The 21,973-nt window shown below is 44.8% G+C and carries 15 protein-coding genes and 1 pseudogene; 6 read left to right on the top strand and 10 right to left on the bottom strand.

The window, feature by feature from the left end; all coding sequences use genetic code 11:
- Positions 1 to 292 precede the first annotated feature (292 nt).
- A complete protein-coding gene (locus QUA38_RS13465; RefSeq protein WP_333162506.1) occupies positions 293 to 2,041 on the top strand; it encodes an ABC transporter ATP-binding protein in 1,749 nt (582 codons plus the stop codon).
- Here the strand turns inward: QUA38_RS13465 and QUA38_RS13460 are convergent.
- The 3 genes from QUA38_RS13460 to QUA38_RS13450 form a co-directional block, all read right to left on the bottom strand.
- On the bottom strand, positions 2,021 to 2,203 hold the full coding sequence (locus tag QUA38_RS13460; RefSeq protein WP_333162504.1) for a hypothetical protein: 183 nt from the start codon (positions 2,201 to 2,203) through the stop codon (positions 2,021 to 2,023). The genes QUA38_RS13465 and QUA38_RS13460 overlap by 21 nt on opposite strands.
- 46 nt (positions 2,204 to 2,249) lie before the next feature.
- The gene (locus tag QUA38_RS13455) at positions 2,250 to 3,365 is read right to left on the bottom strand and encodes a fatty acid desaturase (RefSeq protein WP_333162502.1); all 1,116 of its coding nucleotides are present in this window, start codon (positions 3,363 to 3,365) and stop codon (positions 2,250 to 2,252) included.
- A gap of 593 nt (positions 3,366 to 3,958) precedes the next feature.
- Entirely contained in the window at positions 3,959 to 4,141 is a 183-nt protein-coding gene (locus tag QUA38_RS13450) for a hypothetical protein (protein WP_333162501.1), read from the bottom strand.
- 415 nt (positions 4,142 to 4,556) lie between these two features.
- On the opposite strand from QUA38_RS13450, the gene QUA38_RS13445 reads away from it, so the two are divergent.
- A complete protein-coding gene (locus tag QUA38_RS13445) occupies positions 4,557 to 5,024 on the top strand; it encodes a hypothetical protein (RefSeq protein ID WP_333051426.1) in 468 nt (155 codons plus the stop codon).
- Positions 5,025 to 5,098: 74 nt separating this feature from the next.
- Here the strand turns inward: QUA38_RS13445 and thiO are convergent, their stop codons facing one another.
- Both thiO and QUA38_RS13435 read right to left on the bottom strand, forming a co-directional pair.
- Positions 5,099 to 6,196, bottom strand: a complete 1,098-nt coding sequence (gene thiO, locus QUA38_RS13440; protein WP_333162499.1) for a glycine oxidase ThiO — start codon at positions 6,194 to 6,196, stop codon at positions 5,099 to 5,101.
- 151 nt (positions 6,197 to 6,347) lie between these two features.
- A complete protein-coding gene (locus QUA38_RS13435; RefSeq protein WP_333107358.1) occupies positions 6,348 to 6,686 on the bottom strand; it encodes a 2Fe-2S iron-sulfur cluster-binding protein in 339 nt (112 codons plus the stop codon).
- A gap of 117 nt (positions 6,687 to 6,803) precedes the next feature.
- Here QUA38_RS13435 and cimA point away from each other — a divergent pair, with 117 nt between their 5' ends.
- Positions 6,804 to 8,420 (top strand): citramalate synthase, encoded by a 1,617-nt coding sequence (gene cimA / locus QUA38_RS13430; RefSeq protein ID WP_333162497.1) that lies wholly within the window; start codon positions 6,804 to 6,806, stop codon positions 8,418 to 8,420.
- Positions 8,421 to 8,775: 355 nt separating this feature from the next.
- Here cimA and QUA38_RS13425 read toward each other — a convergent pair.
- The 3 genes and pseudogenes from QUA38_RS13425 to QUA38_RS13415 form a co-directional block, all read right to left on the bottom strand.
- Positions 8,776 to 9,021: pseudogene (locus tag QUA38_RS13425) on the bottom strand (IS1/IS1595 family N-terminal zinc-binding domain-containing protein); the annotation flags it as partial.
- 196 nt (positions 9,022 to 9,217) lie between these two features.
- Positions 9,218 to 10,186: an SPFH domain-containing protein gene (locus tag QUA38_RS13420; protein WP_333162495.1), complete on the bottom strand. Its 969-nt coding sequence runs from the start codon at positions 10,184 to 10,186 to the stop codon at positions 9,218 to 9,220.
- Positions 10,187 to 10,288: 102 nt separating this feature from the next.
- Positions 10,289 to 10,720: an NfeD family protein gene (locus QUA38_RS13415; protein WP_333162493.1), complete on the bottom strand. Its 432-nt coding sequence runs from the start codon at positions 10,718 to 10,720 to the stop codon at positions 10,289 to 10,291.
- 334 nt (positions 10,721 to 11,054) lie between these two features.
- Here QUA38_RS13415 and QUA38_RS13410 point away from each other — a divergent pair, with 334 nt between their 5' ends.
- The 3 genes from QUA38_RS13410 (at position 11,055) to QUA38_RS13400 (ending at position 17,960) form a co-directional block, all read left to right on the top strand.
- The gene (locus QUA38_RS13410) at positions 11,055 to 13,196 is read left to right on the top strand and encodes a protein phosphatase 2C domain-containing protein (protein WP_333162491.1); all 2,142 of its coding nucleotides are present in this window, start codon (positions 11,055 to 11,057) and stop codon (positions 13,194 to 13,196) included.
- Positions 13,197 to 14,618: 1,422 nt separating this feature from the next.
- On the top strand, positions 14,619 to 16,526 hold the full coding sequence (gene dxs, locus QUA38_RS13405) for a 1-deoxy-D-xylulose-5-phosphate synthase (RefSeq protein WP_333095197.1): 1,908 nt from the start codon (positions 14,619 to 14,621) through the stop codon (positions 16,524 to 16,526).
- A 213-nt stretch (positions 16,527 to 16,739) separates the two neighbouring features.
- Positions 16,740 to 17,960: an NAD(P)/FAD-dependent oxidoreductase gene (locus tag QUA38_RS13400; RefSeq protein ID WP_333162489.1), complete on the top strand. Its 1,221-nt coding sequence runs from the start codon at positions 16,740 to 16,742 to the stop codon at positions 17,958 to 17,960.
- A gap of 68 nt (positions 17,961 to 18,028) precedes the next feature.
- Here QUA38_RS13400 and QUA38_RS13395 read toward each other — a convergent pair whose 3' ends face one another.
- Positions 18,029 to 20,446, bottom strand: coding sequence for a sulfotransferase (locus tag QUA38_RS13395; RefSeq protein ID WP_333162487.1), 2,418 nt, complete (start codon positions 20,444 to 20,446; stop codon positions 18,029 to 18,031).
- A 75-nt stretch (positions 20,447 to 20,521) separates the two neighbouring features.
- A partial coding sequence (locus tag QUA38_RS13390; RefSeq protein WP_333162483.1) for a Wzt carbohydrate-binding domain-containing protein occupies positions 20,522 to 21,973 on the bottom strand: 1,452 nt, incomplete at its 5' end.

Below are 21,973 nucleotides of genomic sequence, written 5' to 3'. Positions count from 1 at the left end.
GGTTTAACTGCTTATCAATCTATTCAACAAGCTCTCTCTACTGATGGCTCCCTTTTTTCCCCTAGTTGAGCAATTACCTTTTTTCAAACTTCTACCTTCTATAGCAACCGCCAAGACTATTAGGACGTTCTTAATTGCTCAAACATGAGCTGAAGATTGCGCCTTCCCTCGGACTTCTTCATTCTTCCTTGTACCTTGTTCCTTGCATCCATTACATCCGTTACATCTGTTACAAAATCCGTTGCCGAACCTTCTTCCTTTCCTCAATCAATCTCAAATTACGCACTAACAAATGGCTCGTTATTCTCGACTGCAAAAACTCGGCTCTTATATGCGCCCGCACTGGAAACCAACATTCTGGGGCGTTTTTTCGCTATTAGTTGTCAATGCTGTGGGCGTTTACATTCCCCTGCTGATTCGGAATGCAGTTGACACTCTCCAAGTTGCGACTAAATTTGACCAAGTTTTCAACTTCGTGGCACTAATTCTGATTCTCGCCTCAATCATGTGGGTGATTCGGATGGCGTCGCGGATTTTGCTGTTTGGCGTCGGGCGTCAAGTCGAATTTGACCTCAAACAGCAAATTTTTAATCATTTATTAACATTAGAACCGTCTTATTTTGCAGCCAATACGGTAGGAGATTTAATTAACCGCGCTACTTCCGATTTGGACAATATTCGGCGCTTGGTGGGGTTTGCGGTGCTGAGTTTGGCGAATACGGCATTTGCCTATGCTTTGACTTTACCGGTGATGCTGGGAATTAATGTAAGGCTGACGCTATTGGCGATCGCAGTTTATCCTTTAATGCTGGTTTTGGTGCAGTTATTTAGCGACAAACTTCGCATCCAACAGTTAGCCGTGCAAGAGGAATTGTCGGCGATGAGCGATTTAATTCAGGAAGATATGAGCGGGATGTCCGTAATTAAAATTTACGCTCAAGAAGAAAACGAACGCCGAGCTTTTCGCAATTCAAACGCACAGTTGCTATCAGCAAATTTGGAATTAGCAAAAACTAGAAACTTTATTTTTCCGCTGCTGGGCGGTTTGGCAAGCATCAGTTTGTTGGTGCTGCTTTCTGCTGGTGGGGGGGCAATTGCTAATGGCAAAATTAGCATTGGCGATTTTGTGGCGTTGCTGATTTATGTCGAGCGCTTGGTGTTTCCGACGGCGCTGTTGGGTTTCACAATTACTGCTTACCAGCGGGGAGAAGTGAGTGTCGATCGCATCGAATCAATTCTGACTGTGGAACCGCAAATTAAGGATGCTGCCGATGCAGTTGAACTGGCAACTCCAGTCAGAGGGGAAATTTTGGCTAGCCATCTAAATTATACTTATCCGGGCGCTAAGATACCTGCGCTTAAAGATGTTGATTTTACCATAAAACCGGGAGAAACTGTCGCAATTGTTGGGGCGATCGGATCGGGAAAATCAACTTTAGCTAATGCGCTGCCCAGACTGCTGGACATCGATCCGGACGAGTTATTTTTAGACGGACAGGATATTACCAAGGTAAAATTGACCGAATTGCGCGGGGCGATCGCCTACGTTCCGCAAGAAAGTTTTCTGTTCGGTACTACCATCAAGAATAACATCCGCTACGGAAACCCTTTAGCGGAACAGCCGGAGATTGAAGCCGCGGCAAAACAAGCGCAAATTCACGCCGAAATCCTCAACTTCCCGCAGCAGTACAAAACAGTTGTTGGCGAGCGCGGAATTACTTTATCCGGCGGACAGCGGCAGCGGACGGCACTTGCTCGCGCTTTGTTAGTTGACGCCCCGGTGTTAATTTTGGATGACGCTCTTTCCAGCGTTGACAATCAAACAGCTACCGACATTTTGCGAAACTTGGCAACGGGGACCGATCGCAAAACGGTAATTTTTATCTCGCATCAAATGTCGGCAGCGGCTAGTGCCGATCGCATTTTTGTGATGGAGAGAGGAGAAATAGTTCAGAGCGGCACTCACATTGAATTGGTAGGGCAAACAGGGCTTTATCAGTATTTGTGGAACCAGCAAAAATTAGAGGAATTGCTGCATTGAGCAGTGACCGATACTTTGAGTTATACCAAATCCGGTAGCATCGGAATTAATATTACCCACCGCCAGGACACGGCCGTGCCGTGTCCCTACAATTAATCCGGGTAGGGAGACGGCACTGCCGTCTCCTCTATATAATTCCGGTGCAACCGGAAACGATATCATAGGATTTGGGGGAGCAAGAAGCAACCCCATTTATTTCCCCCCGATTTTAATTAGCTACATTACGGCAGGGAATTTCTTCTTGTTGTTGAAACAATTTAATCGATTGCAGACTATCTGAAGCAGCATCCCAAAGAATGAATTGGAAGCAGTCAGGAATATCGCGAATAGTCAGTGATTTTGAATTAGCCAGCAAGTGAATATTAGCATGGTGACAAGCCTGAAGATTATAGTTAGGTATTCGCTCAGAGAGATGATGAATATTGTGGTAAGCAATATCAGCCGAAAACCAATTGAGAAGATTTGGTAATTTTAGGTAACTACTGCCTTCAATTGCGCCAAGAAGGTAGTCCCAACCCTCGGCTTTATGAGCGTAGGAACCCTCAAAATTATGCTGAACAAAGAAAATACAGATAAATATCGCTGCTGAACAGGTCATGACAATTGAGTAAACACTCCAGAAAAAGCCAAACCCCAGTAATTTGCTAAGATAAATCCAGCTACCAACAACACAAATATTGTTGAACAGTAAATCCCAAAATTCAGCCGTCGTATACCAATGTTTGGATTTATAAGAAGTAATGATTTCAGATAAACCCATGCCTAAATCTTGATTTAGACAAGCAAAAATATGTCGGATAAAACCAGTAATTCCCAATATCAGCGAGAGTCTTGGCTTAATAATTAGATAGAAAAAACCACCGGGAAACAGCATCAACGGGTGTCTGAGTAACTGATACATCTTTTGACTAAATGGAGTTAGTGCCGCAAATTTTTCGGTGGATATCAACGCCGAAGGGCCGCGGTACATATCCCAATTACCATTATGTTTGTGGTGATAAGCGTGTCCCCTCGACCAGGGGTACTGAGGAATCGCATTGATGATACCTAGCAGAAAACCCATAATGCGATTGACTTTTTTGGAACTAAAAAGAGAATAGTGTCCGCAATCGTGCATCAAAGAGAAACAACGGCCTGAAAAAAGTGTCATCAACACCATTATCGGCGGCAGCAGGAATACAGAAATGGCAGCCGCTTTAAATGCTAAAAACCATAAGAATGTATAAGGAAGCACTGTATTGAGTATTTGGCAACTAGCTTTCAAGTTGTTGCTCTTCATATAAGGAGCTAGCACGAAATCCGACTTTTTGATCGCGTTTTTCATTCAGTATATCTATGGTGTGTGGATAAGTGCTTAGCTTACCATCAGGATAGGGTGGCTATTTTTGGCATTGTTGTATTGCAGGTAATTGGGTGAATTGCGGTTGAAAACTGACCCATACTTTACAAAAGGGCTGATAATATTTAGTTCATTAGCTCCTCCTTTTGGTGGTTTCGCCAAGCTGACGTTTATCCTCGATTTGATGTACTTAATCATAACAAACTGCCGGACTAATTGCTAATCATTGCAGCAAATTGATTTCTATTTTATCCGTACCTGTTAGGAGAATACTAATTTGTTTAGTGGGATTTTAGGCTGCCATGCTTTCAAGCAAATGTGAGATAGGAGATGGCTCTATTAACAGCCGTTGCAGATAATCATCTTTGTTCGACAGTTCAGTTAGGAATGGTAAGTGATGTGGAACCGTATTAACCTCCCACTTCACAGGTGTATTGATAGGCAGATTTACATGACAAATAACCAGGCATCAACCAGGCGTGAAAAATCCATTTCAAGCAGTGTATTCAATGGTCAGCATATTTTGGTGAATGAACATATTCTGTCAATACCCAAAGCTACCTTGCCGCTTGTTATCTTCAACTCGCAGTGGTTTCTTGCCGCAGCACTGTAGCAGACTTTACCATATTTTTCAGCGCGGGAACAGTCTGCAATAAAGCATCTGTCTCTAATTTCCCAGTAAAAAATGCTTTCAGGGCTTTCTTTATTTCCCGGTTGTTACCAATCCAAGGATATTCCCATGTCTCAGCGAGAATCGTCATAACTCAACTTTGTTTGCAGAAAAAACTGTGCAGCCTGTCAGCCGCCGAACAAATTGCTGCACCTGAAGGCATTAATATGATTGTTGGTTGCACGATCGACCTTCGGTGATGTATGCCGCTATTGTGGCTTGCATGGTCTATGACACACCTTACTGTACCGGGTTCTACCCCAACTCGATCGCAGGTTCAACATTTTGGCTACTGGCGAAAACTTTTTCTTGGCGGGCTATAGGGCAATAGGCAAACGGCCCATCTCGGAAACCAAAGCTGACACAACATCCTGAACCGCAGAGGATTTTGGCTCAACTCCTTAAGACGAGAATTTGAGCAACGATCGCAATGGCCTGGGTTTTTTGTGCTCGGAGATAGCTCGGATTTGCTACAATCTAATCGCACACGCGATTAGAAATGGGTTATGACCGAACTATTAGATGAGGCGCTTTCTATTGAAATGGCGACTCGCATCAAAAGCAACCGTAAAAACTGCTTTGACAACGCTTGTAAAGCAGCATTAGCCACCGAGGGCGCGATTTATGTTCAAGGCTTTTTAGCTGTGCCCGGAGTGCCATATAAACCCATCGAGTATAGCTGGATTGAACTCGACGAGCGAATTGTTGACCCAACCTTTCCCCATCTCGGCTTCATCGCTCAAGACATTCATTACTTCCCAGTCCAGCGCTTCAGCGTCAAGAAACTCAAAGCAATCCTAGAAGAATCAAAAGAAGATTATCCTGAAGACGACCCGCTGCCGATTTATGGCAATCAACCTTATGAATATTACGGCGATTTGATGTTAGGCGGTAGCGATTACCAAAATGCTTACGATTTGGCTGCCGCTAAATGCAGGGAATTAAACCAACCCAAAAAACAGGATGCGAACTAATTCAAGACTTACCAAAAAATTGTTGGATGCGCTACTTATAGTGGAAAGGTACGCTGCACCCTACCTATAGAGGTTCAAGTAAGTGCTGAAGCTCCAAACCTCGAATAATGAAAAGCAGCCAATAACGGATCTGATTTCTGATTCCCAATCAAATCTGCCAACAATTTAGCCGTCACCGGAGCCAACAAAATGCCATTGCGGTAATGCCCCGTAGCCCATGTCAAATTCTCCCAAGCACTAGCACCCAAAATCGGCAACTCATCAGGAGTAGCGGGCCGAAATCCCCACCAAAACTCCAAAATCGGATAATTTTGTAATTCGGGATATAACTTAATCGCTCCTGCTAGCAAACTTTGGATTCCCGCAGGCGTATTTCCCGGCGTAAAATCAACATTTTCGCTAGTTGCGCCAATAATAATTCTGCCATCTTGACGAGGCACAATATAAATGCCAGTCCCGAATAGAACTGTTTGCAGGGGCTGGATAACTCCCCAATCTTCTGGTACACATACTGACAGCATTTGTCCCTTTCTTGGAAAAACAGGAACATTCAATAACTGCTCAGACCAAGCACCCGCAGCCAAAACATAACGGTCTGCTTGCAATTTTCCTGCTGTTGTTTCAATGCCAAGAACTCGGTTTCCCTGCCGAATAATTTCCCCTGCATTGCCTTGAATAATCTCAATCTGCAATTCTTTAGTTGCGGCCTGAAGCGTCCGAAATAAAGCGCGGTTGTCAACTTGAGCGTCGTCAGGATACCACCAACCGCCAATTACTTCTTGACCTAATCCAAACTGGTGCTGACGAACAGTATCTCTGTCCAACCATTGATAATTAAGGTTTGACAAAAGTGGCTTTTCGTGAGGCTCATTTTGACAAACTGGTGCGAGAATTCCCGATCGCCAATATCCCGTTTTCAATCCGGTAATGTCTTCTAGCTGTTCCACCCAAGCGGGATAAAGTGCGCGGCTTTGCAAGCACAACTCTAGCATCGGACTGGGGGGAATTCGTTCGGCTTGCGGGGCAAGCATTCCAGCAGCAGCCCGGGCTGTCGGTTGTTTAGAATCGGCGGTGAGAACCGCAACAGATGCCCCTCGCAATTTCAGTTCTACTGCTAGCGAAAGGCCAATTATTCCTCCGCCAATAATCAGAATATCTTTAGATGAATTCATTAACTTTTATATGGACTTTCTGGCTTTTTTGACCTCTCGGGTTTATTTAGGGTAAGGTGCCCCGTGTGCACCTTACAGTTAGAATTCTTGCACAAGTCTTACCGATTATCTGCCAAGGCGATCGTCCTATCTGCCTTCCTTAACAAAAAATCTATGCTTGGGGTTTCCAGACAGTTTCAGAACCCTGACCCCAGAAACCGTCATATTTTGTCACCTTAATATCGCCTAAAACCTTGGTTTGGCAGGACAAACGGCGGTTGGAGGCGGGAGAATGGGGAGGAACCGAAAGTCTGGCTTTTTCGCGCCACTGGGGCTCGGAAACTTCGCCCTCGACGGTGACGGCGCAGGTGCCGCAAGTGCCGAGGCCGTGGCAGTTGATGACTTTGGCGTTGCCGTTGTAGAGATCGATGCCGTTTTTGAGTAAAACTTCACGGAGATTGGCTCCGCGATCGCACTCAAATGTTTTGCCTTGCGCTTGTACCTTGACCACAGCAATTTACCCCAATTAGATTTATGTTAATTTTCCTATATATTATCGCATTAAATTCAAATATATTCATCTAATATGGTAAGTGATATATTACCAATTTCTCAATCGCAATTTCCCATGACAAATCGGCTCTGGATCTACGATACCACGCTGCGAGACGGTGCTCAGTGTGAGGGACTCTCCTTATCTCTCGAAGACAAACTGCGAATTGCTCGGCAGTTAGACAGTTTAGGAATTCCCTTTATTGAAGGCGGCTGGCCGGGCGCGAATCCTAAAGACGTACAATTTTTTTGGCGTCTCAAAGAACAGCCCCTAACTCAAGCAGAAGTAGTAGCTTTTTGTTCGACTAGGCGGCCGGGAACTACGGCAGCTAATGATGAAATGTTGCAGGCTATTTTGTCCGCCGGTACTCGCTGGGTGACGCTGTTTGGCAAGTCGTGGGATTTGCACGTTATTGAAAGTTTGAAGACCACGCTAGAAGAAAATCTGGCGATGATTCGAGATACAATTGAATATTTGCGGAGTCAGGGAAGGCGCGTTATTTACGATGCTGAACACTGGTTTGACGGCTACAAACACAATCGAGATTATGCTATTAAAACTTTAGAAGTGGCAGCGGATGCCGGTGCAGAATGGTTAGTGCTTTGCGATACTAACGGCGGTACTTTGCCTCACGAAGTCAGTCAGGTTGTTCGCGATGTTTTAGAAGCTTTAGGAACTAATCGCCAAAAATATTTACAATTAGGAATTCACACTCACAACGACTCGGGAGTTGCGGTTGCTAATGCTTTGGCTGCTGTGCGAGAAGGAGTGAGGATGGTACAGGGAACTATAAACGGTTACGGCGAACGCTGCGGCAATGCCGATTTATGTTCCTTAATTCCTAATTTGCAGCTAAAGTTGGGTCATAATTGCATTGAAGACGAGCAATTAGTGAGATTAACTCAAGTAAGTCGCTCGATTAGTGAAATTGTCAATCTTGCTCCCGATGATCATGCTCCTTTTGTCGGTCTTTCGGCTTTTGCTCACAAAGGCGGAATTCACGTATCTGCTGTTGAGAAAAATCCGTTAACTTACGAACATTTAGAACCGGAGAAAATTGGCAATAGGCGGCGAATTGTGATTTCGGATCAAGCGGGTTTAAGCAATGTTTTGGCGAAGGCGCGCACTTTTGGCATGGATCTCGATCGCAAAAATCCTGCTTGCCGCCAAATTTTGGAAAAATTAAAAGATTTGGAAAGTCAGGGATATCAATTTGAGGGTGCTGAGGCTTCTTTTGAATTGTTAATGCGAGAGGCTTTGGGAAAGCGCAAGCGTTTATTTGAAATCAAAGGTTTTCAAGTTCACTGCGATAAAGGTAGGGAGGAAACAGTTAATTCTTTAGCAACGGTGAAAGTGACTGTTAACGGTCAAGATATTCTGGAATGCGCGGAAGGAAACGGGCCGGTTTCGGCACTTGATGCGGCTTTGCGGAAGGCTTTGCGGAATTTTTATCCGGCAATTACTGATTTTAACTTAACCGATTATAAGGTGCGAATTCTGGACGGAGGTGCGGGAACTTCTGCTAAAACTCGCGTGTTGGTTGAGTTTAGCAACGGTCAAGACCGCTGGACGACTGTGGGGGTTTCTGGTAATATTTTGGATGCTTCTTATCAAGCGGTTGTTGAGGGTTTGGAGTATGGTTTGGTCTTGGCAGATAGGGAGGCGATCGTTTTAACTGTGTCGAGTTATTAGGTTGACGGCGAAGAGAAGTTGCCTGAATATCGATGTTTAATTAAATAGATACCAGGCGATTTCCAGAGAGGGTTAGCCAATTTAAAAATGGTTAAACCTGAGATTTTGCATCATTCTCAATAAGGCTTTTATGGGCTGGCTATAAGATCCCACCTACCAGAAATTCATTCTTTGTGGAACAGGCTCGACAGCGTGTTCAATGAGAATGGTGCTCTGGGCATGAGTTGGGAGCATCTCAATGAAAGCAGCCAAGCTAAAAATTGGAGTTTTGAGGCTCTCTTGCTGCGGGGAAAGAGGAAGAAGGAAGGAGCCAGAAGAAGTATTTTTACAAATATGAGATCCTCCCCGTGAGTTATCCTAGTTGTTTGACCCAATTCATAATTGTTGTATGATGTACCCCTTTGACTCTTTCAATCTCCCTAAAACCCATGCCATTAACATACATTTTTAGGCATTCGTCTTTCACTTCTTGGGCATAACCTCTGTGAGGCTGATAGCAGTCTATAAATTGTCTACCACAGGTAACACACAGGTAGTTCTGCTTACCTTTTTTCCGCCCATTTTTATTGATATGAGTTGACTTACATTCAGGACATTTCATTGAAGATGACTTGTGTTAATTTTTTTTTTTGAATTGCTGTCACAATCAATTGTATCTTAATTCAGCAACGCCGATTATTTAATAATGTGGTGTGTGATGACACAATCATTTTTGCTATTCATGCTAACTCTGTATGAGGAGTTTCATCCCTCATACAGAGTTAGCAGTTTCTTTCAATAGCCCATTCTAGCTAAGACTACTTTTTCACCTCATTATCATTACCTTCCCCAACGATCGATCGCATTCCTTCGAGCGTAGCGGGAATGCTGCGCGGGTCCATAAACATCACCTTGCTGCTGTCGCTGGTGCCAATTTTTAGACCCATATCCAGATAGTCTTGAGCTAACAAAAATTGTAAAGCTTCCCGGGCAGTGGGGTCATTTTGCAGAGTTTTGCCGATTATTTGCAAAGCCTCCGAAGTAGCTTGAGCTTTCAAAACCTGACTTTGGCGTTCTGCTTGAGCTTTCAGGACGATCGCCTTTTGTTGAGCTTCCGCTTCCAAAATAGTCGCTTTTTGGCGCGCTTCTGCATCCAAAACTTGCGCTTCTGCTTTACCTTTGGCGCTGTTCACTGCTGACTCGCGTTCGCCCTCGGATGTCAGAATTGCCGCCCGCTTGCGTCGATCGGCTGCCATCTGCAATTCCATCGATTCCTGTACAGTTTTAGAAGGGATAATATCCCGCAATTCTACCCGCGTTACTTTCACTCCCCAAGGATCGGTAACAATATCTAAATCTCGGAGCAATATTTCATTAATTTGAGAACGAGCAGTAAAGGTTTGTTCGAGATCCAGTTGACCCATTTCGGCGCGAATTTGAGTCAGCACCATATTTACCATTGCTGACTGGAGATTTTCTACTTTGTAACAAGCTTTTTCCAAGTCTACAATGCGCCAGTAAACCACAGCATCAACGGTGATGGAAACGTTGTCGCGGGTAATACAAGCTTGCGGAGGAATATCTAAGACTTTTTCCCGAATGGTTTGCTCGTACACGACGCGATCGAGAAACGGCTTGACAAAATTCAAACCGGGTTCCAGTCTCCTGCCACTGTATTTACCTAAAGTTTCCACCAGCGCTTCATTTCCCTGATTGATAATCTTGACGGAACCTGCGAGGGCTGAGCCGCCGAGTGCTAAAAATACAAGTAAAAAAAATTGTTCCACGTTAGCCTCCTATAAATGTTGAGTGTTGACTGTTGAGTGTTAAATGTTGACTAATGACTGATGACTAACTACTAATTGCCTGTGATTAATTACGCATTTTGTTTAAGAATGCAAGAGATTTTCTGGCAAAACTATCAGAGTAGTGCCTTTCCGTCCGACGACAATTACGTTTTGGTTGGGGGGGATAGTGGCCTTCGTGTCTTCGCAGCGAGCTTGCCAAGAATTCCCCTCATAAAGGACTCGGCCGGCTTCTCCGGGGGGAATTTCTGTTAAAGTTTTTGCTTCCTTAGAATCTGCGATCGCCCTTGCCGTGCCTTTTGGTATCAACCGCCGAGACAGCAGCACAAAAACTGTCGAAAATACCATCCAGAGGAATATTTGTAAATTAACGTAAGGTAGAACTAGAGAGCATCCAGCTACGGCGAAGGCGCTCAGTCCCATCACAAAAGCGACAAAAGCAGTCGGGAGAAATAGCTCTGCCAAACACAGCAAAGACCCAGCTAGCAGCCAAAGGAGCGTCGGAGTCCAGATCATAAAAAGAATAGGTGATACTATTTAGATCTTAGATTGGAAATTTAAGATTTAAGAAATGCCAACAACTGACTCTGCAAGGGTTTGCCACTTGCAAGCCCTCAGAGCGCTTTTTCGCGCAGCGGTACCAGGTTGAGGCTTCCATCGTACTCCAAGTCTGAGTTTAGTAACTTAAATTACAATTTAAGCCGGTACAGACTGGCAGAAACTACAATTTCTACGGGCCCAAAGGCAGTTAAGAAATTGATAGGGGCTAAAATCAGTTTATTCTCAAGCTCATGAATTTGGGCTTGCGAATCATATATCTTCAGAATGTTTTTACACAAACTATTTCGATATGATCAGCAGTTTCTCCGAACCCATTTATTGCCCGAATCTTAGCTGTGCCGATCCCCGCAATACCTTTGGCCGCCAGCACTGTGCAGCGTGCGAAACGGATTTAATTTATCGCTATGTGTGGGTGGTGGGACAAGCAGCCGAGGAAGTGCCGGCGGGTAAGGTAATAGCCGATCGATACTTTGTCATTGCACCTCAAATCTGGCTCGACAGCCGTCCAGCTTTGCCTCCCAGCGTCCCTGAACAACTGCCGGATAGTATTATGCCTTACCTGCATTTGTATCCCCAACGGCTGCATACGCCGGAAGTATACGGTTTTTGTTCCTTGGGAGAAGCACCGGAAGCGACAGAGGTGCTGTTGTTGGAAAATGTGCCCATCAATAATTTCGGTCGCCTGTATCCTTCTATTTTAGAATCTTGGTCTGGGACAACCGCTGCGCGCCAAGTTTACTGGCTGTGGCAAATGCTCCAACTGTGGGCGCCGCTATCGGAACAGGGAGTCGCTTCGAGTTTGCTGGTACCGGAAAATTTGCGGGTGGAAGGTTGGCGGGTACGCCTCCTGGAACTGCACCGGGGCAATTTTGTACCGACGCTGCGGGATTTGGGAGATGTGTGGTCAGGTTTGGTGGAATCAGCGCAACCCGAGGTGCAGTCGAAGCTCGGAGAGATTTGTCAGTTTATGCGCCGCAGCAGCATGAATTTCGACGCGATCGCCCTGGAACTAAACGATTTACTATTAGAACAAGCCGCTCAATTGCCTCTGCACTTAGAAGTAGTCGGCATGACCGATACCGGGCCGCAGCGCTCCCAAAATGAAGACAGTTGCTATCCGGTTGCTACTGATTTTCAATCTAGCAAAACTTCAGGGAACGACAAATTAATTCCTTACTTGACAATGGTTTGCGATGGGGTTGGAGGTCACGAAGGAGGAGAAGTGGCCAGTCAATTAGCCGTGCAGTCCCTGAAAGCTTTAATCCAAAATTTGCTCGCAGAAATTGCTCAACAAGAAGAGTTGATGACGCCAGCAATGGTCATCAAGCAACTCGAAGAAATAGTGAAAGTTGTGAATAATGTGATTTCCGCTCAAAATAACGAGCAGGGAAAAGAGTTGCGCCAGCGGATGGGGACGACTTTGGTGATGGCCCTCCAGTTGCCTCAAAAAGTGAAAATTTTGGAGGATTTGCCCTCGAATAACAGTCACGAACTTTATTTAGTCAATGTTGGAGACAGCCGGGCTTATTGGATTGGCAAAAATTACTGTCACCGGCTGACTGTGGACGACGACGTAGCCTCAAGGGAAGTCCAGCTAGGGCATTGTTTATACTGGGAGACTCAACTGCGATCGGATGCAGGAGCCCTGACTCAAGCTTTGGGCACGCGGGACGGTGATTTCCTGCGCCCGACGATTCAGCGATTTATTGTCGAAGAGGAAGGCTTACTGCTGCTGTGTTCCGACGGTTTGAGCGACAACGACTGGGTAGAGAAATCTTGGGAGAATTACGGCCCAGAGGTGCTTGACGGCAAAATGTCTTTGGAAGCCGCAGTTCAGTCTTGGATTCGTCTCGCCAACGAGAAAAACGGTTATGACAACACCTCCGTGGTGGCGACTCACTGTCGGATGTCGCCGGAGAGATTGGTACTGTTTGATCCGGCGGTGGCGTCAGCGCCGGCGTCAGCCTCGGTGTCAGCAGCCTCGGTGTCGCTGCCGCCTTCCCTCGCGGCGTCTCTCCAGAAGTCCGGGAGGATTCCAGAATCTCCGCTGTCAGAATCGTCCAAACAATTGTTGTACCCCGAAACTTCCCCCGCCCCGGAACCAGTTCAAAAACGGCGATCCAAGCTGCCGCTGCCCCTACTGGGGGTGTTGGGGCTGATATTAGCCGGCGGCGGTTTAGGTTTGTGGGTGCAAAGCCTCCAAAGCCGCCAGCCAGAGCCCGCACCACTTCCGCCACCCCCGGAAACTCCCGCCCCAAGTCCGTCGGAGATTCCCTCGCCCGGGGCCGAGAGTCCCTCGCCGTCTCCCGAATCGAGTCCTGCGGAAATTCCGCTGCCCGATAGCGAAAGTCCCTCGCCGTCACCCGAATCGAGTCCTGCGGAAATTCCGCCCCCCGAAGAAGCGGAAACTCCTTTGCCATCACCGGAGTAAGGGAGATTGAATTAAGCGGAACCTTTCATAAAAGTAATATGGGATGCAGGAAACGATCGCGTCTTCAGATTCCAGAGGGAAGCGACGCGGGGAACTTCAGTCCCCGTGTTCTTTATTTCCGACCAACGGCCCTTGTGGTAAATCTTCTAGGCTTTTGAGCTTAGAAAAAAATGCTTCGAGAGTCGCAGCTATCTACTATCCAAATTCGGCAAAACTTTCCCAGTGTAAATTGAATGCTTTCTGGTAGAGCTCATTGATCTTCTCTTCCAACATTGGCCTGTGAGTTTTTTTTTGCGTGGTCGCCGTTGGTTTTTCGGCTAGCACCCATTTTTACTTACTGAGATGTTGCACCATTTTCAATAAGCCTTTTATGAACGGACTCTGGGGTCGGTTCCACAAGAAAATCTACTCTTTGTGGAACAGGCCGGAAAGCCTGTGCGAGCGAGAATGGTGCAAGATGTGAGCTTACCTACACAATCGCTCAATTACTCGTCAATTTTATCGTTTTATAATACCAAATCCGGGGAACGTTACCCCTGATGATAACCCTGTGGAAACTTCACTCGCTTGTGTACTCTCAAAAAATAGAACCTTTGAGGCAAATATTGAAGAACAATTGTCACCAACTTCAATAAATACAGATCGCTTGACAGTTGATAAACAAGTGAATATTTTGCCTAGCTTGGGTCCCCCTCCCGCGATCGTATGGCTGCTTTTGGCCCCGGTCGTCATCAATTAGAGGTAATTAACCCGGATTTGGTATTACATAATTTTCTCGCAGGCGTGTGAAAACTATTTGACAATTTATTGATAATCATCGCCTTAGTTGGGCGAGTCCAACCTTTCCGCTTTTTTAATTATCATTATTAGTTAATTTTTTCTCCACTTAGAGGGGTTGACAAAATCTACTCATTTCTAACTTGTTATCAATGACTTGACATCAGCTATCCTATATAAATCACAGTGGGATCATCTCAAGGAAAGCAGCCAAGTTAGAAATAGAAGTTTTGAGGCAGGAGGCAGAAATCAGAAAAAAAGAGGCAGAAGGCAGGAGCCAGAAGAAGTGTTTTTACAAATATGAGATGCTCCATCACAGTTAATGATTTGGTATCATAGTCTGCTTGCAGAAATAAGAGGGCTAAAAAGTCAGCCATCACTACAAAAAGTAGTTAAAAATGCTGAAGAATCTCTAGGCAGCTAACAATTAGTAATTAGGAACTAACAACATAAGCTTTTTTTATATTGACGGCGCACAATTTATTAACTATAATTACCAGACCAAAAATAACAAAAATCTTACGCCTAACAGTTTTTCTCAAATAACCGTTAAACTATTCTAACGTTTGCGCGTACCCAACCTCGCAGGCACAACCTATATCTGTTAAGGATTCGTCCTGATTCACAGGAGCAAGATTTTAAAATATGCATCTCAGCGAACTGACTCACCCAAACCAATTACACGGCCTCTCGATTCATCAACTCGAACAAATTGCCCGACAAATTCGAGAAAAGCATTTAGAAACTGTAGCCGCTAGCGGCGGCCACCTCGGCCCAGGATTGGGTGTAGTCGAACTGACCTTAGCACTCTACCAAACACTCGACCTCGATCGCGACAAAGTTACTTGGGATGTCGGCCACCAAGCTTATCCTCACAAATTGATAACCGGCCGCTACAACCACTTCCACACCCTGCGCCAAAAAGACGGCGTTGCAGGCTATCTCAAGCGCTGCGAGAGCAAATTTGACCACTTCGGCGCAGGTCACGCTTCCACAAGCATTTCCGCAGCCTTAGGAATGGCAATGGCGCGCGACCTCAAGGGGGAAAACTTTAAAACTGTAGCAGTCATCGGCGACGGCGCATTGACGGGCGGCATGGCACTCGAAGCCATCAACCACGCGGGCCATATGCCGAAAACCAATTTGTTAGTTGTACTCAACGACAACGAGATGTCAATCTCGCCCAACGTCGGCGCAATTACCCGCTATTTGAACAAGATGCGATTGTCGCCACCAGTGCAGTTTCTCAAAGATAACTTAGAGGAACAATTCAAGCACATTCCCTTTGTCGGCGAAACTTTTACTCCAGAAATGGAACGCCTCAAAGAAGGGATGAAACGCTTAGCAGTCTCGAAAGTTGGAGCAGTAATTGAAGAATTGGGCTTTACTTACATGGGCCCGGTAGATGGACACAATTTGGAAGAGTTAATTACCACTTTCAAACAAGCTCATACTATCCAAGGGCCGGTGTTGGTTCACGTTGTGACGGTGAAGGGCAAAGGATATGCGATCGCCGAAAAAGACCAAGTAGGATATCACGCCCAAAATCCCTTTAACTTAGCTACCGGCAAAGGCATTCCCTCCACTAAACCCAAGCCTCCAGCTTACTCGAAAGTCTTTGCCCACGCCCTGGTCAAGCTAGCAGAAGATAATCCCAAAATTGTCGGCATTACCGCTGCGATGGCAACCGGAACAGGTCTGGATAAACTTCATGAAAAACTGCCGAAACAGTACATTGATGTCGGGATTGCCGAACAGCACGCCGTGACTTTATCCGCTGGTTTAGCCTGCGAAGGAATGCGCCCGGTTGTAGCAATTTACTCGACATTTGTGCAGCGGGGGTATGACCAAATAATTCACGATGTCTGTATCCAAAATTTGCCTGTTTTCTTCTGTTTGGATCGCGCCGGAATAGTCGGCGCTGACGGCCCCACCCACCAAGGAATGTACGACATTTCTTTCTTGCGGTGTCTGCCAAATATGACAATTATGGCACCAAAAGATGAGGCAGAATTGCAGCGGATGGTCGTCACCGGAATCAACCACACCAGCGGCCCAATCGCCATGCGTTATCCGCGCGGCAACGGTTACGGCGTGCCTTTGATGGAGGAAGGTTGGGAAGAATTGCCGATCGGCAAAGCCGAAATTCTCCGCAACGGCGACGATTTGCTGATATTGGGTTACGGTTCAATGGTTTATCCGGCAATGCAAACCGCCGAGATGCTGAGCGAGCACGGCATTGAAGCAACTGTAATCAATGCGCGTTTTGTCAAGCCTTTGGACACCGAATTAATCTTGCCTTTGGCACAGCGAATCGGCAAAGTTGTCACAATGGAAGAAGGCTGTTTGATGGGAGGCTTTGGTTCAGCAGTAGCCGAAGCTTTGTTGGACAATAATGTTGTTGTTCCAGTGATGCGGTTGGGTGTACCCGATACATTGGTAGATCATGCAACGCCTGAACAATCATTTGCCAGTTTGGGATTAAATCCGTCGCAAATGTGCGATCGCATCTTAGCAACATTCAGTCGCAAACAGTCTCCTGTTAGCGTGTAAATAGCTAAAATGGTAGGGTGCAGCGCACCTTACCATTCTAGCTCCGAGCAGCAAGATTGAAGAAAGACTTGAGGATAAGGGAGAAAAAACAATGACTAACGTGAAATCAAATCGTACCTTAAATTTTAATCGGCCACCAGTGGCTGAAAACTCGGCGGTTAGTAGCTGATATGTCTGCGGGTGTTTTGACATTGGGATCGAGTTAAAAGCAAGATGAATTTAAAAAGTTTTGACATAGTAATAGTAGGAGCCGGCCCCGCAGGCGGACACTGCGCGAGAATCCTAGCCAAATCCGGTCACCAAGTCTTGCTGGTAGAGCAAAACGACAATTTTAATAAAAATGACTTTTCTAGCGCCGCCACGCCTCTAGAAACCCTCTATAAATTCGATTTACCTGAATCCGTTATCGGCAGTTTTTGGCACAAGCTTACTATTGAAACTAGCAAAGTCAGTCAAACTTGGGAGTCTCCCGAAAGCTTGGGAGTTGTTCTCAACTTTGCTAAATTTAGAGCATTTTTGGCCAGTGAAGTTGAGCGATTTGGCGGTGAAGTTTGGCTGGGTTATCGCTACACCGGACATTCACAAAGCAAGGGCGAAACAACAGTCGAATTTAAACAGTTATCCGACGGTAAACTTATCAAAGTTAGCACTAAAGTATTGGTTGATGCTACTGGCTTTGCTAGGGCAATTATGTACGATAAAGAGAATGATAAGCCAGATTTTTTGTCGGGAACTGGAATCGAATATTTAATTGAAGTGGAAGCCGAAATTTACAATAAATACAGCAGCGATTTAATCTTATTTGTGGGTGATAAATGGATGCCTAAAGGTTATTCTTGGATATTTCCAATGGAACAAAACAGGCTGAAAGTTGGTGCTGCCCGAATTTTTTTAGAGCAGAAAACGCTGAGGCATTTGCCACCGCTGAAAAAATATATTGATTTACTGATTGATGAATATCTGAAGTGTAAAAATTATAAAATTCTTGACAAACACGGTTCAATGCTGAAGTACAGTCGTGGTTTGAATGATATTTATTGCAAGGATAATATAATTGCGATCGGCGATAGTGTTTCGACAGTAAATTTTTTGGGTGGCGAAGGAATTAGACACGGGATGGATGGTGCCCAAATCGCCGGGAAATATATTCAAAGGTATTTGGAGGGGAAAATCTCAGATTTTCGGGATTATGAGAGGGAAATGCACCGCAAGTTTGATCGGAAATGGAATATTTCGGAAAGATTGGCGGTGAGAAAGTATATCGATGATGTTAATGATAAACTGACCGATAAAATAATTTCTTATTTAAAGTATATGAACACTGAAGATGTTATGGAGATTTTATTTTATTATAAGTTTGAGAAAATTTCCAGAGGGTTAGGCGGTTATTTGCAGCGAAAAATCAAGGAATGTATTAATAAATTTCACTTGTAAGGTGCGTCCGTTGAGAGATTGTTGATTGAGGAAAAATCTCGCTGATTGACGCACATTACTAAGCTAATTTAAGCTAATTTTAAGGCATTCTCGGCGGTGACTTGAATGCGCGGCAGCGACAATAAAGAATCGTCAAAACTGCTAAAATTTAATTGATATGATACACCAAAAGTATATCCACTAGCTCCTATTAAATGCGCTACAATGGGATCGAAATCTCCGTAAGGATAGGCAAAGCATTTAACAGATTTCTCTAATCCCCGTTCCAAGATAGCACGGGATTTGACCCCCTCCCGGACAATTTCTGTCGGCGACAATGCAGTCAAAGGTTGATGAGTAGCAGACATAGAACCGAATTCAATCCCTGCATCCCGCAATTGCAAAATTTCCGGCCATCCCATTAACGGCACTTCTTCAAATTCGGCTTTTTCCCAACTATTTGTCTTGCCTATTGACTCCGCTACAAGAAAAACAGTTCCTGTAAAATCAAAGCGTTTTAGCACAGGCCAAGCATATTGGATAAAGTCGAGATAGCCGCCGTCAAATGTCATCAATACAGCTTTACCGGGTAAAGCAGTTTTAGCCATTTTTGCGCTTCGCCAACTTTCCCAACTCGCACTGTAATAACCCTGATTTTTGAGATTGTGTAACTGTTGCTCAAAAATCAGGGGCGTAACTGCGTCTAAACCGTCAGGAGAAATGCGGCGGTACGAGAGAATCGGGAGTTTTTGTGTAAGGCTATGATTGTCAAAAACTTGAGGTTTCGCCGAGTGAGAAACTTCCCGATAAGAAGATTTTGAGCCAATGATTTCCGGTGCGTAAAATACTTGCTTTGGAAACTCGTTTTCTTGGGGAATTTGCATTGTCGGTTCCCCAGCGATTGCCGCGGCGGACTCGATTTCCTGCAGCGCCGCCGCCGGGAGTGAGGCGCGACGGCTGACACTCGTCCCGATCGCACCCGATCGCCTGCCGAATATCACCGTATTTTGGGGATAAATGCCACCAGCACCCGGTGCATTCAACGAGTCGGGCAAATTCGACCTTTGTTGAGCACAAGAGGCTAAGCGCGATCTTAGCCATTGCTTACCGTTGAGTGGTTTTCCCAGCAAAGCTTCTCGCACGGCGGCGATGCACAACTCAAAACCCATATTTCGAGTAATTGTCGATCGCAATTTTTGAGCTGAAACAAAATTATTTTCCACCGCAACAGTTACAATACCGACAGCCACACCGCCTACTTTCACCAGCACGTCTATTTCAGAAAGCTCAACTTTTATATTAGCAAATCCCTCGCTAATTTCTAAGACTATCAATTTTTTTTCGAGGGTAATTGTTGAGACTTCCTCTGCTATTTCAGGGTTGTAGAAATCTTCCAAATGCCAATGCGGACGCCCCCATAATTCTTGCAAAAATAGCGTCCAGTCATGTTTAGGGTGCAATGGTTCCAGCAACGTTTCCCACAACTTATTGCCTTTTTCGCAGCGATTGCGTTGAAAGAAGCGATCGAGAATTTGCCAAGCAAATTGGACTGCCACCGCATCCGCCAAAACCGCAGCCGCCACCATGCCATCGCAAATCGGCAATTCAATAATACCGAGTTTAATTTCTTCTAGTTTGATCGTACAGGACAGGCGATCGCATATTGGCAAAGCGTAAATATCCGAAATTGGTTCGGTCACTTCCACCGTAGCTTTCCATGCCATTTCACCCTTGACTCGCTGAATTTTATCTAAAATATATCTGATTTCATTGCTAGTAAAAATTTTATGATATTTATGAACGTTACTACTTTTGACATCTCTCTCAATTCCTTTGTGCCAAGGTAGATTTAAACTGAGCTTTGCGGCTTTTTCTTGATAATTAACGAGCATTATACCGTCATATTCAATGCCCATAAAATGACAAATTTTTTCTAGAATTTGTGTTTTGTTATCTAAAAGATCCTCGTATTTAACTAATATATGATTGGATTTATTAATATATTTGTGGCTAGTTAACATCGCGTGTTCCCAGCGATAGATACAGTGATTTAAATCCCAACCAGCGCCCCACAATTCGTTAAAACTCCTAGTAGCATCATACATAGAAGCTATGGTATCCATACCGTTTCGTAAAATATGTATGAATTTCGCATCCGGCAAAAAGCGCTCTATGTCATCAATAAAATATATGTGTTCGGGTGTTTTTTCCAACCAAATGCTTTTTTTTTGTTCAGCAGCCAAACCATCCAAAACTCTCACAAACCAACTAGCTTTAGCTTCCACACTTTGGCTGTCATCAAAATCTTTCAAAAGTTCAGGACGTTTAATCTCATCCTTAAAAAAAGCTTCCATTCTACCTGGCAACTTTCCCGCAAACTGATCGTACAGTAAATAGTGAAAAAACTTAGATTCCGGAAAAGAAATAACTTCGGGATGAGCAGCTAATAAGCTTTGAAGAATTGTTGTGCCACTGCGAGGAGAGCCTAGGAGAAATATGCGTTTCATAACATTTTGCAATTATAATTAACGGTATATTTTGAGGTAGGTTGGGTTTGGTTCTCGGAACCCAACCTACCAATTCTAACTCCAACTAAAATCTTGTTTTAACAAATCAGAAAGCTCCTGATTGTAAGGCTTGAAATAATCTGTCAATTGTTGTTCGATTGCTGCTGGTATTTGGGTGTAATCCTCCCTCATATTAATCTCATCTTCTTTACTTGCGATCGCACTAATATCCAAGAAATCTAACACTTCCGAAAAAACTTTATCGGTATTTGCCTCGAAATCTTCGCTTTTGAGAATTAGCAACTGTTCCCTCGGAAAATAATCGAGCCAATTCCTGATTTGTTCGACATAAATTCCTCGCGACAAATAAGAATAATGTTGGTGGTTGAAACTGTAATAACTTTGATGGGTTTTAATTTTTTCAATTTCACCTTTTAGGCGATCGGGTTCGGAAGCGATCGCCTTTTCAAAATTCAGCTTTTCGCAGCCGATCGCCACTTCTAAATGATAGTGCAGCCAAGCTCGTTTTACCGGGTTTCGCAGCATTACAATTAGCTTAACATCCGGGAAACACTTGTAAACCCGCTCTGCCACCAACGGATGATAAATATAGTAACCAGTCATCTCCCACAGCAAAACCTTGTCACCCGCCACACTGCGAGTCAACTGCTTGCTGTACCAATCAACACCCCGCTCAAAATTCAAATCAAAAAACTGAATTCTCCTCCCACCTTCTTTAAGAATTTGCAAGTGATTTTCCAGATAACCACACAAAGCCTCAGTGCCACACTTTTGAGCGCCAATAATTAAAAAGTCTGGTTCCTGCTTATTTTTCAACTGAGTCAAAATCTTGGCATAGGCGGGATTATCATTATTCAATGCGTGAACTTTTTCGGCTGGTTCGGGTAAATCCGCAACCTGCATTTTGCCATCAAATTCCCAGCGGTAGGGCGGACAAAGAATCGTTTTTTGGCTTACAGTCGATCGCACATACAGCGGATAAAGGTGCCAATGATAATCATAGGCGTAAGCAAAACTCTTCTCGTAAACCCCAGGATTCACATAATACTGACCGTTGCCTAAATCCAGCCTGTCTACGTGCAGGCGGATTGTGCCTTTACCTTCCGCCAGCGGCAGCAATCTGCCCATTTGATTAGTATTAGTTTCAAAACAACTTTGACCGTCTTCCCGGCTGATTGTCACACCAAAAATAGCACCCGAGATTGGCTTCGGGGCAGAATAATGAATTTCCACAGTAATAGAATCGCCACTGTTTATCTCATCAGCCGGCAACACTTTAACATCAGTAATTTCTACTTCCAAAGAACCGAAGCGATTGTCATTGATTCGCAGTTGTGAACCCGTACTCGTCACTTCAGGAGGACGCATGGGAGTGCGTTTTTCGGTGGCTGGGCGCATTTCCGACAAATACTGACCGACTACCACTTCCGGTTCCCCGTAAGCCACGATTTCACCTGATTTCAGCCACAAAGCCCGATCGCACAGTTTATGAATTTGCGCCGCGTT

Origin of the sequence: Microcoleus sp. Pol12B4 (assembly GCF_036701385.1) — a bacterium.
Taxonomy (GTDB): Bacteria; Cyanobacteriota; Cyanobacteriia; order Cyanobacteriales; family Microcoleaceae; genus Microcoleus.
This window is presented reverse-complemented; position numbering and strand designations above follow the sequence as displayed.

Bases quoted from the DNA above. Each gene is read 5' to 3' on its own strand.
- QUA38_RS13465 (WP_333162506.1), top strand. From the start codon at position 293: ATGGCTCGTTATTCTCGACTGCAAAAACTCGGCTCTTATATGCGCCCG.
- cimA (WP_333162497.1), top strand. From the start codon at position 6,804: ATGACAAATCGGCTCTGGATCTACGATACCACGCTGCGAGACGGTGCT.
- QUA38_RS13460 (WP_333162504.1), bottom strand. From the start codon at position 2,203: ATGATATCGTTTCCGGTTGCACCGGAATTATATAGAGGAGACGGCAGT.
- thiO (WP_333162499.1), bottom strand. From the start codon at position 6,196: ATGAATTCATCTAAAGATATTCTGATTATTGGCGGAGGAATAATTGGC.
- QUA38_RS13410 (WP_333162491.1), top strand. From the start codon at position 11,055: ATGATCAGCAGTTTCTCCGAACCCATTTATTGCCCGAATCTTAGCTGT.
- QUA38_RS13395 (WP_333162487.1), bottom strand. From the start codon at position 20,446: ATGAAACGCATATTTCTCCTAGGCTCTCCTCGCAGTGGCACAACAATT.
- QUA38_RS13455 (WP_333162502.1), bottom strand. From the start codon at position 3,365: ATGAAAAACGCGATCAAAAAGTCGGATTTCGTGCTAGCTCCTTATATG.
- QUA38_RS13450 (WP_333162501.1), bottom strand. From the start codon at position 4,141: ATGACGATTCTCGCTGAGACATGGGAATATCCTTGGATTGGTAACAAC.
- QUA38_RS13445 (WP_333051426.1), top strand. From the start codon at position 4,557: ATGACCGAACTATTAGATGAGGCGCTTTCTATTGAAATGGCGACTCGC.
- QUA38_RS13400 (WP_333162489.1), top strand. From the start codon at position 16,740: ATGAATTTAAAAAGTTTTGACATAGTAATAGTAGGAGCCGGCCCCGCA.
- QUA38_RS13415 (WP_333162493.1), bottom strand. From the start codon at position 10,720: ATGATCTGGACTCCGACGCTCCTTTGGCTGCTAGCTGGGTCTTTGCTG.
- dxs (WP_333095197.1), top strand. From the start codon at position 14,619: ATGCATCTCAGCGAACTGACTCACCCAAACCAATTACACGGCCTCTCG.